This is a genomic window from Spirosoma sp. 48-14, from assembly GCF_001898575.1.
Lineage (GTDB): Bacteria > Bacteroidota > Bacteroidia > Cytophagales > Spirosomataceae > Spirosoma.
On record NZ_MKUD01000010.1, the window covers coordinates 488,584 to 507,858 of the forward strand.

Consider the following 19,275-nt stretch of genomic DNA (forward strand, 5'->3'; position numbering starts at 1 on the left):
TACAGCTTTCTTAGCCTGACGGCTGAACAGCAGGATGCTGTCCGCTACGGCGACCAGAAAGTGCTACTACAACTCTCTGATCTTGATACTCCTGAACTGCACTTCATCGCCATGATCCTGAAACAGGATGTGTCCGGCGGGGGCCTGTGCAAAGTTGGGGTAGGTGTTGTATTTACTCTTGGCCACCAGATTACGAAAGATCTGCGAATGCCGGTCATACTCCACCATTTTGAGGTTATTCAGCCAATGTTCAACGTGTCCGTCTTTGGCTACGATGCGTAACTTGTTCCACTTGCCGGGCACATTCATGCGTTTATCAGTGCCGCCTTCCGAAAGATTTTCGGCCGTTATGAGGTCATAGAGCGAAGCGGTTGTGCGGTTGCCGTTGACACCCTCTTTGGCGTCGGGATGGACTTTATCGTCCAGAATCTGGTATTCCGGCCCCGCGCCCGTGCCAGGACGTTTCTTCGGATCATCGACCACAAAGTATTTTACCCCGCTATTGGCCCCGGTTGTGAGTTTGAAATCAAGCTCCAGTTCAAAATTGGCAAACTCCTTGACGGTTTCGATGTCACCTCCTTTGCGGACACTGTCTTTTTTAGAGCCCAGCACTTTCAGTACGCCATCCTGCATGGCCCAGCCTGCCGTTGGGAAATTATCGGCATTCGCCAGTTTCCAGCCGTTCGACGTTTTACCGTCCCACAGGAGTTTCCAGCCTAGTTTCTGCTCGCGTTCGGTCAACTGGTTTTGTAAATAACTCACCTCCTGAATGCCGTCGCCACCCTTTATGATAACGCTTTGCAGATTTTCGGTGGCAATTCGGATGTTTCGCCATTGAACGGTTAGCCCGTTTTGTTCCTGACGTTTAATCTGGTGTACCTGCAAGGCGATGAACCCGCGAGCCGTTTGGTTGTCCCAGACATCGGCGCAGGGTATACCGTTGATCCAGGTCTTGAGATGCGGACCAATGGCTTCGATATGGTAGCGGTTCCAATCCCCACTTTTGAAGGCTTTTTGCCCTTTCGGGTTGATCGACAACGGATAGAGCCAGCCACTACGGGCTTCGTCGTAAATACCCCCACTCCAGGCACGATTGCCGGGGTCAATCTCGACCTGATAGCCGTGAACGCGCCCGTTATTCTGGTTGGGGTCGCTCAGGCTTCGGATCTGAATGCCCGAATTAAGTCCTTTTTCGACTTTGACGTCCATTTCCAGCACAAAATCGCCATAGGTTTCTTCGGTGCAGAGAAAAGTATTGGGCGTGTTAAGCTGCGAAACGCCCACAATGGTTTTATCGACGATCTTGTATTCGGCATTGCCATTGCGTTTGACCCAGCCTTTCAGGTCTGTTCCATTGAACAGGTCTTTCCACCTGGCCTGACCAAACGAGGGTATGGTGGACAGTACAAATAAAGAAATAAGAAGACGGTGCTTCAGCATAGCGGTTATACTAAGACAGTAGATGCAGGGGGAGTTGTAGAAAGGATAGGTCAAAAAAAGGGGAAGAGAAAGTAAATTCTCCCCCTTTCTGAATCATTCGTGACGGCTGGAGTTCGAAAGAATTTGTCCAGCCCTCCCAAATTGTGGCCGTTTCCGCAAAGGCGGTCTGGTATCGGATGGATATGGGTTCCGTCCTGGTTTCTGACCCGATAAGGGACAGGTCAGGGTATTGTCCACAGAGGTCCAGAGCTATGACACTCAACCAACCTTTTACATAGGCTCTGTACCTCTGGGGACAATACGATAAGACGGCTGCCTAGTACCCTTCGTTTTGGGTCATTGGCGGATATGATAAGTCAATTTCCCCCTGCGGAATGGGTCGTAGATAATGTTTGTCGGTGATGGATGCACTTTTAGCGGCCCAGGGGTTGTATTTTTTGACCCGTTCGATCAGTTTCCCCGTCCGCTTCAGATCGAACCAGCGATTGTACTCACCCATTAGTTCGCGGGCGCGTTCGTCCAGAATCAGGTCGATACTGATGTTGGCAGGAGTAGCCCGGTACGAAACCGTTTCCAGCGATTTCAGGTTCTCCGGTGATTTGGCACACTGAGGATCGATTCCTTTTTTGGTTAAAGCCCGATCCAGCACTTTGTTGTAATACACATCGGCAGTGCCCAGTTTTCCGTTTTTCGCTCCTTTTACAATGGCTTCAGCGGCAATCAAATACGCTTCGGCCGACCGGAAGACAATTTCGTTAAGCGTACCATATGCGTCGCCATAGGGGATGCCCGGTTGCCAGAATTTCCACATCATGGGATAATCGCCAGGGAAACCGCTGACGTTTACAGCGCTGCCGTTAATAAAGCCGTAGCCACCGCCGTACTCTTCCAGATTCACGACCGAATAGTTCTTTTTGCCCCCATAATCGACACCTCGTTCGGCTAGCGTCAGGGCAGGTTTGTTCCAGGGGCGGAAATAGACCACCGTATCACCAGCCTTAATGTCGACTTTGAGGTTTGCGTTGGTCGTAGGCAGAGGTTTGAAGCCCGCTACAGCCTGTAAAGCATAACCGACTTCAACGAAGTTCCAGTCGTAACGAGAGTCGTTGTCTGGGTCGAAGAAACGATAGGCAGCGGGATTGGTGACGTGGAAGGGCTGATGCCGATTGTAGTCGGACGTCCGGCCTTTCGTACCTGGGTAGCCTTCGCCACTACCGCCAAATACCGAATGAAGGTTACTGCCGCCAGCGGCATCCTGGGTAAATGAAGGGTCAGTTTTATTGGTCAGAACATCCGTGTTGTACTGTACCGCAAAGACAATCTCCGCATTTTTGTCGTTCTGGGCACCTGTATACTGCTTCAGTGGATTCTCCGAATGTTGTGGGAACAGTGCGCTATACGTAGCCGCCAATGGATAGGCATCGATGATCTTATCGGCATACTGAAGGGCCAGGTCAAAATCGGCGGCTGTTCCACCCAGCGCGTTTTTGAAGTTCCAGCCACGGGTTAGATATACACGGGCTAGCAGAAACTGAGCGGCTCCTTTCGTTGCCCGTCCGTAGTTCGATGCCGTTACGGGGAGTTTGGTTTCGGCGTCCAGTAAGTCGCTGAGAATCTGTTTGTAAATATCGGCTGAGGCAACCCGTTTTGCTTCTTTGCTGGCGGTAGTTTGTTCGGTTAACGGCATCGGTACATCGCCCCATTGCTGAACCAGGTAGAAATAGCATAAGGCACGCAGAAACTTGGCTTCACCAATACGGGCATCTTTGGTGGCCTGGGCCATCGTTGTAATGCCATCGGCACGACTAAGAACCGTGTTCGTCCGGGCAATCTCAGCGTAGAGTAGCGTCCAGAGGGTTTGCAAATCGGCCAGACTCGCATTCAGTCGCACATCGTAATGTTCCAGTGGACTGGTGGAGAGGGTGGCAAACTTGGGATCGCTAAAGCCCGATTGAGAAAAAATATCGGTCCCGTTCAGCACCAGTGTCCGGGCCTGATGAATGTTTCTAAGTAAGGGATAACAAGCCCGGACCAAGTCTTCAAAGCCTGCTTCCGTGGCATAATATACGTCGGTGGTTAAGGTAGTAACGGGTTTTTCATCCAGAAAATCTTCTTTGCAACCTGCCAGCACTGTACACATCAGGGCAAGGGCGAAAGAGGTAAACCGTTTATTGACTAATGATTTCATCGCTCTGTTCGAAGATTAGGTACAAGGTTAGAAGCTGAAGTTTACGCCAAGTGTATAGACTGCCGAAGGAACGTCGTCCTGATAAATGGCTGAATTGAATTCGGGATCAAAACCTGTGAATTTGGTAACGACAATCGGATTCAACACTTGCGTATAAATACGGGCGTTCGAGATTTTCCAGCGATCGACCAACGATCTGGGCAGGGTGAAGCCAAGGGTAATGTCTGAAATGCGTAAGAAGCTGGCATCCTGATAGTTGATGGCGCTCCGGTACGGATTCGCAGCAACAACGCCGAAATAGGTGTTGGAGGGGTTATCGCTACGCCAGTAATCGAGAGAGGCCAGTTTGTTGTACCGGGTGTTGTTCATTTCGCCGAACGTACCCGATAAGGTGCTGTTGTTATACTGCACCCCGTTTCGATAGTAGGTGAAAAACGAAAAGTCGAAGTTTTTGTATTTGAATCGGTTCGTTACGCCCAGAATCCAGTTGGGGAGCTGCGTGCCCAGAATAACCCGGTCGTCGATGGCATCGGTCGATGAAATCTGCCCATCGTTGTTCTGGTCGACCACACGAACCGAGCCGGGCTCCTGCTTGTATTTCAGCGCCAGGTCTTTATCGGCCGTTTGCCAGATGCCCGCAAACTGGTAATCGAAATTGGATTTGATTGGATAACCGACGAAGAGTTTGTTGCCTTTATCGACCGTTTGACCATCGCCATACAACGACAGCAGTTTATTTCGGTTCAGGGTAAAGGCGAACGTACTGTTCCAGTTGAAATTCTGCTTACTAATGTTTACTGTATTGAGCGTCAGCTCGATACCTTTGTTCTCGATGACCCCGACGTTGGTAACGACCTGGTTGAAGCCCGTAACGGTTGGTATTTTCTGGTTCAGAATCAGATCGACTGTTTTGCGGTGATACAATTCCAGCGAGGCTGCAATGCGGTTTTTAAAGAAACCGAAATCGATACCGAGGTTGAACTCTTTACTGCGTTCCCATCTGAGGTCTTTATTGGCCAGATTAGCGGGGGCAAACCCATAAGCCGCCGTACCATCAAAATCATAGCCCGTATTGATCAAACCAGCCTGGGTGCTGTATGGGGCCACCGTCGAGTTTCCTACCTGTCCATAGCTGATCCGCATTTTCAGGTTCGAAAACACATTAAGGTTACTGATGAACGGCTCGTCACCCATCCGCCAGGCCAACGCTACCGAGGGGAAAAACGCCCATTTGTTTCCTTCTGCCAGTTGAGAAGCACCGTCCGAACGGCCGGTTACGGTCAGCAAATACTTGTCGTTGAAGGTGTAGTTGATTCGCCCCATAAACGAGAGCAGCGAGCGTTCGGTAAGCGAACTGGCATAGGACGTAACGGTACCTGTGGACAAAGCATACCAATCCGACGCATAGGGCAGGTCTTTGGCTGCGATGGTGTAGGTTTCATTGCGCTGATAAAAAGCACTTTGCAGCCCCGTAACCGTCAGCTTATGCTTGCCCATATCCAGGTTGTAATTGACAATGTTGTCGAGGGTATAATTGCCCATGGTACGGTTGTCGTACTGCGCTCTGGGTTTGGTACCGATCTGCGATTTTGACCATTGCCCCCGAAAATCACCGATTTTGGTAGCACTGTAGGAGGCTGACAACGACGAGCGGAAAGTTAATCCTTTTACGATAGACACTTCGGCATAGGCATTCCCTAGTGCGTTCATAATTGTCGTCTGTAATTTGGAATTAGCCGGTTCAACATCGACCAATGGGTTTGGTACCTGTTTGTCGTTGATACCCATCCAGTACGCGTATCCGTCGATGTTAAAATCCGAGTTTTCGGACGGATTGGCCAGGTCTGAAAAATAAACGGTTCCAGTTGGGCGGGCGCGATACGCTCCCCGTAACGATTCCTGAGAACCCACATCCTGATTGCTATAGGTCAAATACGACGTGAACCCAACCTTTACCCGTTCGCCCAACTTACTATCCAGGCCCGCATTCAGGTTATATCGTTTAAACCCCGTATACAGCACGTTTCCATTTTCGTTCAGATAGCCGCCCGAAAATCGATAGGTTGTTTTTTCACTACCACCCGATACGCTCAGGTTCTGGCTCGTCTGAACGGCGGAACGGGTAATCAAATCGACCCAATCGGTGCTTCGTCCACTTTTAATATTGTCCAGTTCCGCAGCGGTGAATGTGGCCCCCGTAGCGCCTTCGAGCACGCGGTCGGTATACGTTGCTTTATAAAATTCCTGCGCATTCATCAGGCGGGGAATGTGGGCGGGCGTCTTTATGCCGATGTAACTATCGTAACTCACGCGGGGCTTACCCGATAACCCCTTCTTAGTCGTTACGATAACCACCCCATTGGCTCCCCTCGCTCCGTAAATGGCGGTTGATGAGGCATCTTTGAGGACGTCCATCGACTGGATGTCGTTCGGGTTCAGGTTATTCAAATCGCCCCCGATTAATCCGTCGATTACCACCAGTGGTTCTGTCGAGTTGTTGATCGTATTTTCACCGCGAATGGTGATGCTGTATCCGGCGCCGGGTTTATTGCTCGACTTGGTTACGGTGGCACCGGCTACCTGACCCTGAATGGCGCGCGCTGCTACAACCGGATTGGCCCGAACAATATCTTTCGACTGGATCGACGCAACGGCCCCTGTCAGATCCGTTTTTTTGATTTCGCCGTAACCAACGACAACAATTTCGGTCAGTTGTTTTAAATCGTTCTTTAAGACAATGTCAAACAAGGTCCGATTGCCCACTTCAATACTTTGAGTTTCATAGCCGATAAAGCTAATAATCAACGCTGCACTTTTATCGGCAACTGAAAGCGAAAATTTACCATCCGAATCGGTTGTTGTGCCTCTCGTTGAGCCTTTTACGATCACGCTGGCCCCAACAATTGGCTCGCCTTTTTCATCTCTGACACTTCCTTTAAGGGGTATATCAGCCGAATTGTCGACGGATAAAACAGGCGGTTGTTGCTGAATAAGGCTCGTCTTAGGTTCAGATCGGTTCAATACAATTTGTTTACCTAAAACTCTATAATCCAGTTGCAAAGGCTTAAGCAAACTTTCCAGAATAGTTCCTAGAGTGGTGTTATCGAGATTGAGCGTTATTTTACGTTCAGAACGAATGAGGCTTGAACTATAAATAAAGCGGATCTCGGCTGATTTTTCGATTTCACTAAGTACTTTTTTTATAGACTGGTTCTCAACTTTTAAGCTGATTCGCTTATTCAGTAATTCCTGTCCATAGCCATCATGGGCTACGGATATACCAAAGAAGAGCATTGATAGGGCTAACTGAGTCAGAAATACCTGAAACAATCTGGGAGGGACCCTAAATAGTTGTACATAATTTTTCATCGGTTATACACGGGTTTATTGGGGGTAGGAGTAAATACAGTTACAAATAAATTACTTTCCTGTAACGCGATGCTGCCCGGTAAAAGCAGTCTGTAGTGTTCAGGGGCAACCTTTAACCTGAAGGATTATTTTGTTGTCGACTTCTTTATACGTAGCCTCGAGGGCAGCACAAATTAACTCTAGTTTTTCCATGAGCGGCTCATCCGACAGATGTGCAGTTAATTTGCAGTTAGTGAGCTTATTTTTTTCAAAAACTATATCGATACCGTATGCTTTCTCCAGTTCTGTAAGTACATCAACAGCGGGCGCTTCGTCAAAATTGAAAGTGAGTTTTTGAATCGGTAAGCTGAGTGATTCCTGGTCAATCCGGGTAGGTTTTTTAATACTAAACTCAGCCCCATTTACTTGTACGCGTTCATTCGCATTTAGGACTAGTCCGGTAAGAGAAGTAGTCGTTAATTTTTTTAATTTATTGGCGTCATGTTGTAAAAAAACCGCCACCCTTCCTGTTTTAACAACAACCTCCATATCCGCACTTGTAGGCTGACTTTTAATGAAAAAGCTTGTGCCTAATACTTTGGTTACCAGTTCATTGGCGTATACGAAGAACGGTTTTTGACGATTTTTCTGGACTTCAAAAAAGGCTTCTCCTGAAAGGATTACTTCTCGTTTTGACTGGTTGTATTGCTTCGGAGAATAACAGATTTTACTGTTTGGCTGTAAAATGACAGAACTTTTATCGGGAAGATTTATCAGTATAGGTAGTTTCGTTAAATTAACTTTTTCGTAAATTTCTCCCGTTGAATTTTTTGTCAATTTGACCAGTTTTTCATAAGTGACAGGTTTCGGCTTTTTGAGCTGATTCCAACTGAGCCAACCCGCAACCAAAATAACCAGCGCTGCCGATACCCAACGGCCAATTCTGTAAAAATCAGATGAATTAAGTACGCGTATAGAAGGCGATTCTGCCGGTATGTCAATTATAGGCTGATCTAGTTGTTGATGTACTTTTGATAATCCAGACTCTATATCAAAGAGGTATTGTGGGTGTTGCTGTTCCCATTCATCCAGATATTGATAATAAACTTCTTTATTCTGTGGGTTATCAAGCCATTCTTCGACCATTTTACGTTGAATAGACGTACTTTTTCCATCAAAATAGTCGAATAAGATTTTTTTTGTTAATGGTGTATTATCCATGATTTTATTTATCAAAACCGCTTTATTACAGTGATGTCTATTAACTTAAATAGAAAAGGAAAATAGATAATAAATAGTGAGCTTTAAGTTCTTCTCTGATTTTAGCTAATGCCCTGCTAATAAGCCGCTCTACGGCACTTACAGTTAGGCCCATTTCACTGGCAACTTCTGCATATTTTTTACCTTCCAGCCGATTTAATTGAAAGGCCTTTTTAGCCTGCTGTGGTAAACCCTGAATGGCTGCATCCAGCTTTTGACTTAATTCATGAAATTGAGTGATTTCATCAGGTCGTAAAACCGTTGTATTGTTAACATCCTGAAAGTCGATGGAACTGCTTTCGAAGGTAACATTTCGATTTAATTCGAGTTTCAAACAATTATGGGCCCGATTCCTAACCGATATGTATAGATAAGCCCGATACGACATGGTAATCTGTTCGTAGGCTTTATTCTTCCAGAAGTTCGTAAATACCTCGGCCACAATGTCTTCAGCTAGTTCCTTTGAATACACATAGCGAATGGCATGGTTACAGAGATTGGTGTAGTATTTGCGAAAGAGCAGCTCAAAACCTTCTCTCGGCGATTGGTCAAAACATTTTTTTATAAAGTATTCGTCCGAAACCACTTTCGTTTCTGGTAGATCCTTCGAAACCCGAACGTAATGCTTTCCAACAGTAAAATCATCGCTCTCCTGATTCGCCTGTATCATGATTTGGTGGGTAAGCTCAATGGTCAATACTTGTTTACTTATTCGGGCAACTATGCGTTAGAAAGGGTATTTTAGTAAACCAGGAATAGTCGCCTTCAATACCAAAGCTCTACTTAGCTAATCTTGTGTACTGACTGACAATGGGTCACATAATGCAATGATCAATGTCGATACGTCAACAAACAAGGACGGCCAGCTATCAGCTGGAGTAGAATACTGTTTGAAAATATTCTAATTCAAAGACAAAGTTTTATTATTTCACCCCACACTCTGGTGAATATTTTTTTCTCTTTGGCAAGATTCTCTAATTGATGGCCTTATGTCTGAGTATTTACAGACTATGAAGATGAGTTGGGTAAGGCTTCCCATGCAGGCAGCAAAGGGCTGATAATTTGTCTTGGAACAGCTTTATGTGAAAGCTTTAAGTAGGCTTCTTGCGTTACTATTCGTTAGTTACCAGTGTAATGAGTATTTATATATTGACTAATAGGCTTATGAAGCAGGCAATGTATTGATCTCGTACCAGTATGATTTTAATGTGTCCATATACGTTTTCCAATCCTGTAAATTTGACGGCTTGGTCGTAAAAGCGGTGGCTCCATCAGCATAGGACTGCCACACATGTTGCTGATTCTCTGAATTAGTGAGCATAATGATCGGAACCTGACCATTGAAATGGGTACGTAATTCCTGCAATAAGATAAAGCCATCGGCATCACTACATAAGGCAATATCTAATAGAATCAGCTTTGGACGCTTTTCAGGATTTGAATTCAAATACGCTAACGTAGTTGTGGGAGAGGCCAAAGAGATAAATGTTGCCTCTGGAAAATATTGCCCTGCAAGCCGCTGTAGTAGCTCAAAAGTTAGTTGATCATCCTCGACAACTAATACATCGAATGATTGTTGAGTAAGCATGATGTTGCCCTGTTTAAAGACTAACGGGAAAACGATAAACAAATTTAAAAAGTTTATGGGCTTAAATGAAACGATCTTTCAATGATTGCCGCCCTTTATTCCTAAAGCCTGTAATTAACATTGGGTAAATGTACCGTTTCCCACCAGTATTGACGAAGATGGGTAAAAACCCGGGTCCATTGTTGGGCATCTTGTGGTTTAATCATATACGCTGATGCGCCTGATTGATAAGCAGACTGTATATCGCTTCGTGCTCCTGATGCGCTGAATATGACCACTGGAATTGAGCTAATGGCAGGTTCCTTCGATTTTATTTTCTGGAGTAAAGAAAGGCCATCAGATTGGTGGGGCAGGTATAAATCGAGTATGATCAACTTCGGAAGCCCTAGTTCCTGCTCTGTCCATTGGTTAATCAGGCGTAGCGCTTCTTCGGCTGTGGCAGCATGCTGGCAAGTCACTTCATGCAGCGAAGATTTAAGAGCCTGTTGAATCAATTCCCAGTGGGAGTTATTGCTTTCGATAACCAATAGCTTGGCATTATTAAAATTAGTAGTGAGATGCAGCTGACCCTGAATAGGTTTCATAACGGCTAAAAAACTGGTGTTAACCAAGGTAACCGAATGAATAATGAGTTGGTTATCAGTTTTTTTGTTATTCAATAGCGCATACTCTTTTTTACTCTCTTTACTATAAAGCGAGCTGAGCCCCTGGCAGCAACTACTTATGCGGCTGGATTTCGGTGCTGGAAGCGCAATTGAGTGTTCAGAAGTTGGCTAAATGTGCGGCTTGTACACACCTTGGCCGTGGAAATGCTTAAACTAAGCGGACGTCGAACTACGAGAAAGACTTCACAGGTTTTTCATCAACCGATCGACCATCGTTGGGAGTAGGTAAAATGACATGAGCACTTGGTAGAGTGATTCGGAAGGTAGTGCCTACACCAACTGTCGATTCTACTTTAATCTGGCCTCGGTGAAGTTCGATAATACGTTGCGTAAGGGCCAGGCCGATGCCATGTCCTTTTACAGTCATCGTCGTTTCAGATCGGTAGAAAGGCTCGAAAATATGCGGCAAATCGCTGGCAGGAATGCCGAAACCATTGTCGGCAAAGGTGAGTTGCACTTGCCCAGGTTCAAAGGCAATACGAACCGATACACGCTGATCCGTTGAGTACTTACACCCGTTTTCTATTAAGTTCTGGAAGGCTGTTTGCAATAGTGATTCTTCGCCGTTAATAACTAAATCTTCTTCCTGGTCAGGTAAATTATCGAAGTCGATATCGATTTGGTACTCCGGTTTTTTATTGACTAAAAGACTTTGAGCCTGCCATAACAACTCGTCGATTCGAACAGGCTGATAATTCAGCGTTACGACGTCAGAACTGGCTCTGGCTAATTCAAGCAACCCATTAACCAGGCGAATCATACTTTTTACTTCATCCAGTAATGCATCGAACGCAACTTCATATTCATGGGTTGAGCGGGCTTGTAGACGGGTGACTTCAATCTGACCCATCATTACTGTTAGAGGGGTTCGTAGCTCGTGAGAAGCATGTGATACAAAACTCTTCTGAAAGACAAATGCTTCTTCAAGCCGGGTAAGCAGATCATTGAATGTACGGGCCAGATCAGCTAATTCATCGCGCTGCCTACCCACGCGTAATCGTTCGTGGATGTTCGTAGCGGATATGGCGTTTACCTGCGTGATGAGTTCAGATACAGGGCGCAGGGCGTCAGTGGCAAACAGATACCCTGCAATCCCGACAATAAACAGACTTAATAACCACCCGAAGAACAAAATCTCCCGCAGTCGATCCAGTTTGCTAAATCCGTAGCGATCATTTGCTGAGGCAACAATAAATAAAGATTCGCCCCGTGAGTTGATGTGTCGTACACCAATGGCTTCAAGATCGCCAGCACGGCCATATTGAGGATGATGTAGGGTTATTTTAGAGAGGAAATCAGGTGAGATCGGGAAGCGAGGGCGTTGATTATATTGATTGTATAGGATAACTCCCCGCGAGTTATAAACAGTAACCTGCTCGTCGGCCATGACGGGCAAATCATTCTGGGGAACTTCGCCAACATCTTCCCGTAACCGAACGGTTGTCAGCGCTTTTTCTTCGAGTCGTTGCTCAAACTCCTGTTGACGGAATTGATCGTACAGGTAATACACGGAGATGGTAAAGAGCAGCATGATCGAAGCGACCAGCAGCACAAAAAGCAGCGTAAGACGAGTACGGATGTTCATGTTAGTAAGGAGTTAGGATTGAGAAGCAAGGAGTGAGAATGGCTGACGCATTAAGAAAAGTTTGCGCCAGCCATTCTCACTCCTTGCTTCTCAATCCTAATTACTCTTCTTTAAGCATATAGCCCATTCCAATTACTGTGTGAATGAGTTTTTTCGGAAAGTCCTTGTCGATTTTCTTACGCAGGAAATTTACATATACATCAATTACATTGGTGCCTGTATCGAAATGTATGTCCCAAACTTTTTCCGCAATATCGACACGCGACACAACGCGACCACGGTTGCGAATCAGGTATTCGAGTAAACCAAATTCTTTGGCTGTCAATTCAATTCGTTTAGATCCCCGGCGGGCTATTTTTTCGTTCAGATCCAGTTCTAAATCGGCCACTTTCAACACGTTCGCCTGCATACTGCCTTCGGTGTTACGCTTGGTGAGGGCACGCAGGCGAGCCATCAGTTCACGAAACTCAAACGGTTTGACCAGGTAATCGTCAGCTCCGGCTTCGAATCCAGTTAACTTATCATCCACAGAGCCCATAGCCGTGAGCATGAGGACAGGGGTGCGATTTTTCTCCTGTCGGATTGACTGAACGACATCGAATCCGTTCATTTTTGGTAGATTAATGTCCATAATAATCACATCATAGAGATTATTAAGGGCCATTGTACGGCCAAGTTGACCGTCGTAGGCGACATCGACTTCACAGGACTGCTCCTCCAATCCTTTTCGGACAAAGGATGCTAATTTGGGCTCATCTTCAACTACCAGAATCTTCATGTCGGCAACATACATAGCTCTTGTCTGATTTAAAAACCGCAGAACAAATTATTAGTTTCCAAAAAGCAAATTGCACGCTGATTTGGTAATTCGATCAGAAAGAAAAAGTACGTGCCTGCTTATAGGTTCAAGGTCGGCTGAGCGAATTAAAAGCAGTTGAAAAGGCTATTAAAAAGATGTTAAAGACTCTGGAAATATGATTAAATGAACAAGTCGAAATAAAACAAAAAAGCCGCTCCGAAAATCGGGGCGGCTTTCCGCTTCTATCCACACCATTTCAAGATTGACGACCGGGCGGCCGCCAGATCTTGATGTTCAACCTTCCCTTTGTAAAGGATTGTTATGCGAAACTACGCAATTTCTTTAAATACAAAGCAAGTTTTTATCAAAAAGACTTTTTTGCTCTCAAAATCCTGCTTTGAACTAATAGCACAAATGTTAAATAATATTTGAAATAAAACGGAAAAGCCTGGTATAAAATTACCTAACGGCGTGTTTTTAATTCTCATCTAATTTCTGACGATAAAAACCATAGAAAATAAGTGGAAATATAAACAGGGTCAGCAACGTAGCCGTGATCAATCCACCGATAACAACGATCGCCAGCGGACGGGCTGTCTCTGAGCCTATGCCGTGCGATATAGCTGCTGGAATCAGGCCAATACCAGCCATCATGGCGGTCATCACAACTGGCCTGATACGAGACACTACCCCTTCCCGGATGGCGTTTGTCAGGGTCAAGCCACTTCGAAGGTTTTTCTTGAAAACCGAAATTAATATAACGCCATTCTGGATGCAAATACCGAAAAGGGCGATAAAGCCAATACCTGCTGATATGCTGAAATTTACGTGTGTGACGAGTAAGGCCGCAATACCCCCAATGATGGCAAAAGGAACATTGAACAGAACTAATCCCGCATCCTTCACATTTCCGAATAGCACAAATAAGATGAAGAAGATAGCCAGCAAACTAATGGGGACGACCTGCGCTAACCGGGCAGTTGCCCGTTGCTGGTTTTCAAAGTCACCAGCCCATTTTACGGTATAGCCTGCAGGCAGCTTCACATTCGCCTGAACTTTTTGCTGAGCTTCAGCTACCGCACTACCCATATCGCGTCCACGAACCGAAAACTTCACCGCACCGTACCGCTGATTGGCTTCCCGGAAAATCAGGACCGGGCCTGTCTGCGTGTATACATGCGCGATTTCTTTGACGGGTATCATACTGCCCGTCTCGGTTGGGACCATCAAACGGCTAATCTGCTCTTCATTCGAGCGGAACGGCAGATCATAGCGTATTCGCAAATCAAACTTGCGTTCACCTTCGTAAATCTGAGTAGCCGCTTTGCCACCAATTGCCATTTCAATGACAGCTTCGGCATCGGACTTATTCACCCCATACAGGGCAAGCTTTCGTTCGTCCAGTTCTACGCGCATTTCAGGTTGCCCGGTAGTTCGAATAACGCCCAGATCTTCGATCCCGTTGACAGTTGCTAACTGCTTCTGAATTTCAGTGGCTTTCGTTTCCAGTATTGTCTGATCGGGGCCATAGATTTTTACGGCAATAGACCCTTTTACACCCGAAACGGCTTCTTCCACATTGTCCATGATCGGTTGCGAGAAATTGAAGTTTACCCCCGGGAATACCGACAACTTTTCCTGCATTCGATCGACGAGTTCCTCTTTGCTAATTTGGCTTTTCCACTCTTCCTGCGGATAAATATCAACCAGAAACTCAATGTTGTAAAATCCGGTGGGGTCGGTGCCGTCGTTCGGTCGGCCCGTTTGCGAGATAACTCCTTTGACCTCGGGAAATTGTTCGAAGATGTGTCGCATCTGTACCGTCTGCTTTACCGATTCGGGCAAGGATATGGCCATAGGCATGGTTGCCCGTACATAAATGGAACCTTCGTTCAGCTCGGGCAGGAATTCGGTACCGAGCAGACTAAAGCCAGAGAGGCCCACGATTACTAACAGCGTTGTAACAATAAGGCTGATCCGTTTATGGGCGAAGGTGAACCCAAAAATCTGCGTGGCGTATTTAGTGACGAAATTGACGAATGGATTGTGCTTTTCCCGTACATTTTTATTGAGGAGCATGCTTGCCAGCACGGGCACCAGCGTTAAGGTAAAGAGTAGCGCACCCAGGAGAGCGAAACCAAGAGTCCAGGCCAGGGGCGAAAACATTTTACCCTCTACTTTCTGGAACGAGAAAATAGGAACCAGACAGGTGATGATAATGAGCTTGGAAAAGAAAATAGCCTTCCCCATTTCCGTACCTGTTTTACGAAGTATCCCCAGTTTGGCCAGCCTGTTAAATTTGGGCATTCCTTCTTTATGGGCTAGTTCATCGAGCGTTACGAAAATACCTTCTACCATCACCACCGCTCCATCTACGATAATTCCGAAGTCGATGGCACCCATCGAGAGCAGATTGGCCGACATGCCTTTAAGGCGCAGACAGATGAACGCGAATAATAAAGCCAGCGGAATTACAATCGATACCGTGACGGTGGTTCGCCAGTCGGCCATGAAAATAAAGACGATAACCGTTACGAAAATGATACCCTCAATCAAATTGTGGGTTACCGTATGTGTGGCAAAGTGAATGAGCGTTTCCCGGTTATAAAACGTGTTGATCTGGACATCGGAGGGCAAGATATTGTTGTTCAGGTCATTGATCTTGTCTTTAACCCGTTCAATGACTTCGCTTGGATTCTCGCCTTTACGCATGATCACAATACACTCAACAACATCATCCTGCCGATCGCGCCCTGCCTGGCCCAGTCGGGGTAATGCCGATTGCGAGACCTGAGCCACATTCCGCACCATAATGGGTGTTCCGTTCACATTCTTGATGATGATATTCTGGATATCCTGCTGATTACGCAACAGGCCAATCCCCCGAACGACATAGGCTTCAGAGTTTTTCTCAATCACATCACCCCCTACGTTCACATTAGAATTGGCAACAGCCTGATACAATTGTAGTGGCGTAATATTGTAATCCATCAGCCGGCGGGGGTCTACCGAAATCTCATAGGTTTTCACTTCCCCACCAAAGCTCACCACATCAGCAACCCCCGGAACGCCTTTCAACTGGCGATCAATAACCCAGTCTTGTAAGGTTTTAAGCTCGCGGGCTGTACGGGTTGGCGACTGAAGCGTATACCGGAAAATTTCGCCGGTTGGCCCATAAGGCGGCTGAACATCTGGGCGGATGCCTTCGGGTAACTCAACGCCACTCAGCAGGTTATTGACCTGTTGGCGGGCAAAAGCATCATCAACACCATCGTCGAACATCACTTTCACCACCGATAAGCCAAAGAGTGAGGTCGAACGAATATCGGTCCGTTTCTGAACGGAGTTGAGGCCAATTTCAATGGGAATGGTAACGAACTTCTCGACTTCTTCGGCCGACCGGCCCGGCCATTGCGTAATCAGCGTGATTTGTGTATTGGTAACGTCTGGAAAAGCCTCAATGGGGGTATTCTGGTAACTGATAATTCCCGCTACTATGGCCAGGGCCGTCAGAAAAAAGATAAAAAACTTATTCTTAAGCGAGAAGGACAGGATACTTTTAATGAACTTATTCATGCCGGTGGCGATGCGAGTACGGGTATTTTTACATGGGCAAAAATGCTCTACCGGACTTAAATTGGCCTTAACGAATTGTTAAAAGGACGTTAAAAGAAACAGGAAGTCTGAAGTGCAGCCTATAGATCGTAATCTTATACGCTCCGCCAACAATTCTGTAACAGCATTGAATGGACTGCTTACGACCTTTGTTATGCAAATAGAAAAGTCAACCCGAAGGGCATGATAAGCCCGACGGATTTATATACCAATTAATTATGAATCAGTCCATTCAATTTAAGACCAATATCAAGTGTGGTGGTTGTATTGCCACAGTGACCCCTTTTCTGAACGAGGCCGTTGGTGAAGGTAACTGGAAAGTAGATGTTCAAAATCCAGATAAAGTCCTGACCGTAGAAACTGCTGATTCTTCCCTTGTGAAACAGGCCGTCGAAAAAGCGGGCTATAAAGCCGAGCAGTTGGCGTAAGGCAATGACGACTAACGATCTAGCTCCAATCAATAAAGTCGCTGGTAAAGCACTATCATCGGACATTCGGAAAACGTTTCCGGTTCTGGAGATGAGTTGTGCGGCTTGTGCCGTTAGTGTAGAGTCGATGCTGAAGAACACACCGGGAGTAAGCGATGCCGGGGTTAATTATGCCAATCAAACGGCATGGGTCGCTTTTAACCCGAAGCTCGTAACCGAAGCTGGTCTGCAACAGGCTGTTCGTTCCATTGGATACGATTTGGTAGTTGAAGCAGAAGACCCTCAGCAGGTTCAGGCAGAAGCCCAGCAACAGCACTATCAGCAATTGAAACGGCGAACGCTGTGGGCGTTAGGGCTTTCGTTGCCGGTGGTGGTACTGGGCATGTTTCTGATGGATTGGCCCTATAGCAATATCATTTCGATGGTAGTAGCCGCTGTGGTTGTCTTTGGTTTGGGCCAGCCGTTTTTTGTCAATGCCTGGAAACAGGCTCGCCATGGCAAAGCCAATATGGATACGCTGGTGGCCTTAAGCACAGGTATTGCCTTTTTGTTTAGCGCATTCAACACGCTCAACCCTGCATTCTGGCACGATCGGGGGCTCCATCCGCATGTGTATTTCGAAGCTGCTTCGGTCGTGGTTACGTTTATTCTATTAGGCAAATTGCTGGAAGAACGGGCCAAATCGAACACATCATCGGCCATCAAAAAACTGATGGGGTTGCAACCAAAAACGGTACGAGTAATTGACGGAAACACCGAGCGCGAAATCCCTATATCGGCGGTTAAGGCCGGGCAACAGATTCTGGTACGTCCGGGCGAGCGGATTCCGGTTGATGGTAAAGTTGAAGCAGGGCATTCCTTTGTCGATGAAAGTATGATAAGCGGAGAACCTGTACCCGTTGAAAAGCAGGGAGGCTCTTTTGTTTTTGCCGGGACGATTAACCAAAAAGGTAGCTTTCAGTTTCGGGCCGAAAAAGTGGGATCGGATACATTGCTGGCTCAGATCATTCGTATGGTGCAGGAGGCACAGGGCAGTAAAGCGCCTGTGCAACAGTTGGTTGATCGGATTGCCGGAATTTTCGTCCCTACCGTGTTAGGCATTGCTTTGCTGACCTTTGTCTTCTGGCTGGCTTTCGGGCATTATTTCGTACCCGATGCTGATCCGTTTACGACGGCGTTGATCACCTCGGTTACGGTGTTGGTTATTGCCTGCCCCTGTGCGCTGGGACTAGCCACGCCTACGGCTATTATGGTTGGCGTCGGAAAAGGGGCTGAAAACAACATCCTGATAAAAGATGCTGAAAGCCTTGAACTCGCTCATCGTATTAATGCCGTTGTGCTTGATAAAACAGGTACGATAACTGAAGGGAAACCCGTGGTAACCGACCTCAAATGGCTTGGCCCTGAGCGTGACCGTACAATGCTTCAGGGGATTCTACATTCGATGGAGTCGCGTTCTGAGCACCCATTGGCTGCCGCCGTTTCCTCGTTCCTGTCCAGTGCAGAATCGGTAACGCTCGACACATTCGAGAGCTTAACGGGTCAGGGTGTCCGGGCCACCTATCGACAGCTAACCTATCTGGTCGGTAATCGACGTTTGATGGATGATAGCCGGATTCGGTTATCGGATTCGTTGTTAGAGCAGGTGGCTGAGTGGCAAAATCAGGCGAAAACGGTCGTCTTTTTTGCCTGCATAGGCGTGGATAGAGAAGCCGAAATTTTAGGGATTATTGCGATTGCTGATCCAGTCAAGCCAACATCGAAACAGGCCGTACAAACCCTCAAAAGCCGGGGAGTTGCCGTATATATGCTTACCGGCGATAATGCCCAGACGGCTGCCGCTGTGGCCAGACAGGTTGGTATAGAGCAGGTCGAATCGGAGATGATGCCTACCGACAAAGCCAATTTTGTGAAGCAGTTACAGGCAGAAGGTAAACTGGTAGCCATGGTTGGCGATGGTATTAACGACTCACAGGCACTGGCCCAGGCGGATGTAAGCATCGCCATGGGAAAAGGCTCAGATATTGCCATGGATGTTGCCCGGATGACACTAATAACGGCCGACTTGAATAGTATTCCGAAGGCCTTACAGTTGTCGGGGCAAACGGTACAGGTGATTCGTCAAAATCTATTCTGGGCGTTTATCTACAACGTGATCGGTATTCCAGTTGCGGCTGGCGTTTTATACCCTGCCTTCGGATTTTTGCTCAATCCGATGATTGCCGGAGCGGCCATGGCCTTGAGTTCGGTATCGGTAGTGAGCAATAGTTTACGGCTCAGAGGTATGTAAAGCGGACATCTCGGATTACAACAAAAATGCCCTCCTGAATATCGGGAGGGCATTTTTTTGATCTATTAG

The 19,275-nt window shown here is 46.7% G+C and carries 12 protein-coding genes; 2 read left to right on the forward strand and 10 right to left on the reverse strand.

Annotation, left to right across the window (positions count from 1 at the left end; translation table 11 throughout):
- Window positions 1–66: 66 nt before the first annotated feature.
- The 10 genes from BGO59_RS10400 to BGO59_RS10445 all read right to left on the reverse strand — a co-directional run bounded on the left by BGO59_RS10400 (window position 67) and on the right by BGO59_RS10445 (window position 16,449).
- Complete coding sequence (locus tag BGO59_RS10400; RefSeq protein ID WP_293683558.1) at window positions 67–1,440, reverse strand: DUF1080 domain-containing protein; 1,374 nt, start codon at window positions 1,438–1,440, stop codon at window positions 67–69.
- A 316-nt stretch (window positions 1,441–1,756) separates the two neighbouring features.
- A complete protein-coding gene (locus BGO59_RS10405; RefSeq protein WP_293683559.1) occupies window positions 1,757–3,628 on the reverse strand; it encodes a RagB/SusD family nutrient uptake outer membrane protein in 1,872 nt (623 codons plus the stop codon).
- A 27-nt stretch (window positions 3,629–3,655) separates the two neighbouring features.
- Window positions 3,656–6,997, reverse strand: coding sequence for a TonB-dependent receptor (locus BGO59_RS10410; protein WP_293683560.1), 3,342 nt, complete (start codon window positions 6,995–6,997; stop codon window positions 3,656–3,658).
- Between the two features lie 99 nt (window positions 6,998–7,096).
- Window positions 7,097–8,197: a FecR family protein gene (locus tag BGO59_RS10415; protein WP_293683561.1), complete on the reverse strand. Its 1,101-nt coding sequence runs from the start codon at window positions 8,195–8,197 to the stop codon at window positions 7,097–7,099.
- Window positions 8,198–8,237: 40 nt separating this feature from the next.
- The gene (locus tag BGO59_RS10420) at window positions 8,238–8,906 is read right to left on the reverse strand and encodes an RNA polymerase sigma-70 factor (protein WP_293683562.1); all 669 of its coding nucleotides are present in this window, start codon (window positions 8,904–8,906) and stop codon (window positions 8,238–8,240) included.
- Between the two features lie 492 nt (window positions 8,907–9,398).
- Complete coding sequence (locus BGO59_RS10425) at window positions 9,399–9,824, reverse strand: response regulator (RefSeq protein WP_293683563.1); 426 nt, start codon at window positions 9,822–9,824, stop codon at window positions 9,399–9,401.
- A gap of 101 nt (window positions 9,825–9,925) precedes the next feature.
- Window positions 9,926–10,408 carry a response regulator gene (locus BGO59_RS10430; protein WP_293683564.1) on the reverse strand — a complete coding sequence of 161 codons (483 nt, stop codon included), beginning with the start codon at window positions 10,406–10,408 and terminating at the stop codon, window positions 9,926–9,928.
- Between the two features lie 250 nt (window positions 10,409–10,658).
- Complete coding sequence (locus BGO59_RS10435) at window positions 10,659–12,074, reverse strand: HAMP domain-containing sensor histidine kinase (RefSeq protein WP_293683565.1); 1,416 nt, start codon at window positions 12,072–12,074, stop codon at window positions 10,659–10,661.
- Between the two features lie 100 nt (window positions 12,075–12,174).
- A complete protein-coding gene (locus BGO59_RS10440; RefSeq protein ID WP_179950501.1) occupies window positions 12,175–12,852 on the reverse strand; it encodes a response regulator transcription factor in 678 nt (225 codons plus the stop codon).
- Window positions 12,853–13,350: 498 nt separating this feature from the next.
- Entirely contained in the window at window positions 13,351–16,449 is a 3,099-nt protein-coding gene (locus BGO59_RS10445) for a CusA/CzcA family heavy metal efflux RND transporter (RefSeq protein ID WP_293683566.1), read from the reverse strand.
- A 257-nt stretch (window positions 16,450–16,706) separates the two neighbouring features.
- Between BGO59_RS10445 and BGO59_RS10450 the strand changes: the two genes are divergently transcribed.
- Entirely contained in the window at window positions 16,707–16,916 is a 210-nt protein-coding gene (locus tag BGO59_RS10450) for a heavy-metal-associated domain-containing protein (RefSeq protein WP_293683567.1), read from the forward strand.
- Between the two features lie 4 nt (window positions 16,917–16,920).
- The gene (locus BGO59_RS10455) at window positions 16,921–19,206 is read left to right on the forward strand and encodes a heavy metal translocating P-type ATPase (protein ID WP_293683568.1); all 2,286 of its coding nucleotides are present in this window, start codon (window positions 16,921–16,923) and stop codon (window positions 19,204–19,206) included.
- Window positions 19,207–19,275: the final 69 nt, after the last annotated feature.